Origin of the sequence: Methanospirillum sp., assembly GCF_035560735.1 — an archaeon.
GTDB lineage: Archaea > Halobacteriota > Methanomicrobia > Methanomicrobiales > Methanospirillaceae > Methanospirillum.
In genome coordinates this window covers 1-4,679 of the sequence record NZ_DATMYY010000007.1, presented here as the reverse complement: position 1 = coordinate 4,679, position 4,679 = coordinate 1, and the positions used below count along the sequence as shown (strand labels likewise).

Below are 4,679 nucleotides of genomic sequence, written 5' to 3'. Positions count from 1 at the left end.
GTTCAGAGTACCAGGCTTTTTCTGCTCCACCATGGAAAAAAGAGGTCATAAGCCGAGAACCTTATAGCCGACCGGAGGAAATCTTACTAATATGGCGTTGACCGGTGACGGGGTTTATTTGAGGTCACCTCTTCCGGAAAGCGGTAATCAGGTGTAACTAATATGAGTAGGATGGGACAGATCAGCCGGGGGGTAATCCTTCTGGTTGTCATGGGGGCACTTTTTGGGACAATGGCTGCTGCCCAGCCGATAAAAGCACCAGCGGTGATAACCACTCCCGGTGTTTATGAACTGAGTGGAGATGCCCGGGAGATCACTGATATCTATGGTATTCAGATTCAATGCTCAAACGTCGTGATAGATGGTGCCGGTCACTTCCTTGGTGGTGAGGAGAGGGAAAAGTCAGCCGGTGTGTTCGTCAATCAGTATGGCGGCTCAATAACCAATGTGACGGTGAAAAATCTCAACTTGGAAAACTGGGAGAGTGGGATTGATTACACCTATGTAAAAGGCCAGAAGGGCGATTCAAACCTCATCACCAAATGTGATATTGTGAAATGTGATGTGGGTATTCGTGTTGAATACTCAGATTATGTCAGGGTTGAAGAGAACCAGCTCCATGACTGCTCATCGGGAGTGGTTGTTGAAGGACTTTCAACAAATACTGATCTGAAGAAGAATACCATCAAGGGCTGTGGCCAGGGAATTAGTATCACTAACTCGCAGCAGACAACTATTGAAGAAAATACAATCAATACCTGCAAGGTTTATGGTGTCGAGGTTACCGATTCTGAAGGCACTATTGTAAAGAAGAATGGAATCAGCGATAATAAGTATGCAGCATTGAAGATTGAGAATTCAAAGGAATCAGAGATTAATGGAAATACCCTGTCTCAGACTGAAGTAGGTCCAGTCCTTATTATTGGAAATGATGTCCATAATGCCGTGATCACAAACAATTACTTTAGTTCATTTGAGAATGTTCTTGTTGATGATGTCAGCACCGACATCTCATGGAATATTACCCGGAAACCAGGCACCAACATTCTTGGTGGTCCGTATCTTGGAGGTAACTATTGGGGGTCTGCAGCCGGTGGTAAGGGATACTCAGATTCAGCAGCAGATAAGGATGGATTTGGTATTGCAGATAAGTCTTACAGGATAAATGAGTACAATATCGACTACCTCCCCCTTACTCACACTACCGCGACCAAGGCTCCTGAGGAACAAGAGATAACTCCTGATGCCAATGTTACCAATTCAACCCTTGATAATACATCAAGTAAGACATCAGAACATGAAACAAAACCGGTGAGTGATTCTGAACAACCATCGGTATCAGAAAATATTTCAACAGTCCCTCATGTGAAGGAATCTTTGGCTCCGACACCCACGGAAAAACAGGTAGAACAAAAAAATGTTTCTAATGCCACAAATTCCACAAAATTTGTCAATATAACCAATGTGACTACTCTAACTCCGGTCCTGACAATAAATGACTCAATTCTGAACCGATCTGTTGCTAATGGATATCCTGCAGAAAATAGCCAGATCCTCCAAGTGCCGAGTCCCGTTAACAATTCCCACACGGTTGAGGTCTCTGAAAATAGAAACGTATCTTCACAATCCGGAGGATTGAACACCTCTTCAATTAATCAGTCATCTGAAAAACTGAATCTTCCTGCACAGAATGGGTACCTTGTGTTTCTGGCATCAGAGGCAGGTGGCAGGGTAATTCTGACAACCACAACCGGTTCTGAAATTAAACTCGATCCAATGCAACAGAAGAACCTGACAGTCCCTGTTCCTGTGGGTGGGCTTGAATATACTTCCTACCGTATTGAAAAAGATGGATATACTCCGGTTTCAGGATCAATCTCACCATATCCGGGATCTGGTCAAACAACAACGATCACAGTAACCCTGACTAAGCATGTTTCTAATGTAACCAGTCAGTCTGGACCTAAGCCTGTCCAGAATGGAGTAAAACAATCGGACAGTATATATTCTGCAACAGTTCCAAACACTACCGGCCTTTCAAGTCCGGCAAATACTTCCGTGTCTTCAGTGAACAAGACTGAATCAGCAACTTCCTCGCTTGCAATCAGAAACCAGACATCGGGTGTAACCAATATATCAACTAACCAGACCGCTACCCCGGTAGTCCATGCTACGCAGCCTCCAACTGCGGCAGTTGTGGTAAATGGTGTCAATCAGACTATCTCTTCACAATCTTCACACGTTATCCAGGCTTCATCAGGTCCGGGAGGTTCTATCAGTCCAAATGGTTCTGTGAGTGTAGAGGATAAAGGAACCAGTTCATTCATTGTTGCTGCTGATGATTATCATAAGATCTCATATTTGGTGATCGACGGTATCAAAACGAGTCCGATGTCTGAGTATCGGTTCATTAATGTTACCACTGACCACACCATAATGGCTGGATTTGCCTAAGCCGGGCTTGAATATTCAGGTATCCCCTTCTTTGCTGAGTGGGGCGCTTTCCCTGAATATATTTGATAATTCAGCAGAATAAAAAAATCAGGCCTCAATACTGGGTGTTATCTTTATCTTGCAAAAAAACGTTATTTGTACCATGGACCCCTCCCCCTGGTATTGCATACTGTTGGTGCTCCTTCTTGCAGTATCTGCAGTCGGTCAGGGGGCGGTAGCTGAATCTTCCGGGGCGGCTGTATCAACGCAAGTGACTTCACTTGCATCTCTTGAAACGCCAACCAAGGCAACAGTCAGCGCTACGGTCAAAACAACCATTGCTCCGATTCATACTAAAGAGCCAGTTATTAAACCACCCGTAGATCAGTCGTCTCCCACTCCTTCAGGTACTCCAACACCGGAAATTCCACAGGTCAAACCAACGCCAACGGGTGTGAAAACTACAGGAACTCCTGAAGGAAAACAGACCGGAAATCTTAATGATAATGAGTCAGCTTCAACTTACTTTCAGTGGGGACGGGCATATGAAGATACAGGTGATTATTCTGCCGCTATTGAAGAATATGATCGTGCTATTGCACGAGAACCCTATTATGCTGATGCCTGGTATCACAAGGCACTCTGTTATGAGAGCCTTGGCATGTGGGACGAGGCTTATCAGTCATACCGGTTCCTTCTTACAATAGATCCCGGGTATCCCGCAACAGCAAATAGTACCAGTATCAGAGTAAACAATACAACAGATCATCGCCCAGTTACTGCTCCGCCTCCACAAGGCAACCCTCTGATCTGGGTTGCATCAGGAGTTGTTATTGCGGGGCTATTTGCAGCAGGGTTTGTTCTGTATCACCGGAGGAAATTCCTGGAAGCTGTGAAAACTGGTGAAATATCCATTTCAACCCGTTCACTCCAGACAAATCCTGGGCCATTTCCCGATCTGGATGCTATTGCTGCAGATGTTGAACCCTACTTTACCGGTGATCCTGAAATATTCAAAGCTGTCTTACGGCTCTCACTTGAGATAGCCCGGGAGGGGAGGGAAGGCAAGCCGGTAGGAACTGCGTTCATCCTTGGAGATAGCAATGCGGTTCTTGAACGATCAAGACAACTGATACTGAATCCTGTTTCCGGTCATTCTGAAAAAGACAGGTTGATAACAAACCCTGATATGCGGGAGAATATCAAAGAGTTATCACTCGTTGACGGAGCGTTTGTTATACGGGAGAATGGTATTGTTGAGGCTGCTGGGAGGTACATCTCTATCGATACCAGCGGAGTCACTCTGCCAAAAGGATTTGGGACACGGCATGTCTCGGTTGCTGCTATCACCCAGGAGACCGATGCTCTTGGAGTTGTGGTATCAGAGAGTGGCGGAGTTGTCAGAGTCTTTGCCAAAGGAAAGGTTATCGTTGAGACGATGTGATCTTATTCTTGTCATTGGCACAGATGATCTTTCAACCCTGTTTTGATATCCCTGAAATGGTTATTGATATCTGAAACCTTATTCTCCGTAATAATCCCTGAATCTTGATTTCTCCATTCTTTTGTCTATTATCTGGTCAGATAATTATTGTTACTGCTTCAGGGAAAAAAAGGCCTTTTCTCTGTACGTTGCTGATTTCTTGTTCTTCAGACTCCTAGAAAAAATTAAAAAGAGATGTTTGGTCTCTTTTCAATATCTTCCCCGGTAAATTCCAGGTACTGAAGTTTGATAAGACCTGCAAATTTCCCGATAAAATTTGAGGGAATTGTATCCATCATGGTGTTGAACTGCTCGGCAACATTGTTTGCTGTGTACCGCTGCCTGGCGATTTCATCCTCCACCTGTTTTACCGAGTCCATCAGGGATGTAACAGTCTGGGAAGTCTTTAGGTCTGGATAATTTTCCATTACTGCAAAGAGTCTTCCGAGCATAGAGCGTGATTCGGCCTCAATTCCTGCTAGGTCTCCTGCGCCCGCAGATCCAACAGATGCACGCATAGCTGTTACCCTCTCCAGAGTATCTTTCTCAAATGCTGCATATGATTTCACTGCGCCCAGGAGTTGTTCGATCATATCAAGGCGTTTCTTAAGTGCAACCTTGATCTGCCCCAGTGTAGCCTCATGTGTGTTCTTCAGGCTGAAGAACCGGTTGTAAAGTGATACAGCCCAGATAACAAGGCCTATTATTGCCAGTACAACAACACCGGCGACGATTAGGAGGATCATAGAGATCAGTTATTATC

General features: G+C 44.8%; 3 protein-coding genes. 2 read left to right on the top strand and 1 reads right to left on the bottom strand.

Going from position 1 to position 4,679, the window contains the following annotated elements; genetic code table 11:
• Nucleotides 1-162 precede the first annotated feature (162 nt).
• Nucleotides 163-2,454, top strand: coding sequence for a NosD domain-containing protein (locus VN429_RS00185; RefSeq protein WP_325628490.1), 2,292 nt, complete (start codon nt 163-165; stop codon nt 2,452-2,454).
• A 175-nt stretch (nt 2,455-2,629) separates the two neighbouring features.
• Nucleotides 2,630-3,877, top strand: coding sequence for a diadenylate cyclase (locus VN429_RS00180; protein WP_325628493.1), 1,248 nt, complete (start codon nt 2,630-2,632; stop codon nt 3,875-3,877).
• A 224-nt stretch (nt 3,878-4,101) separates the two neighbouring features.
• Here VN429_RS00180 and VN429_RS00175 read toward each other — a convergent pair whose 3' ends face one another.
• A complete protein-coding gene (locus VN429_RS00175; RefSeq protein WP_325628488.1) occupies nt 4,102-4,662 on the bottom strand; it encodes a LemA family protein in 561 nt (186 codons plus the stop codon).
• Between the last annotated feature and the right edge of the window lie 17 nt (nt 4,663-4,679).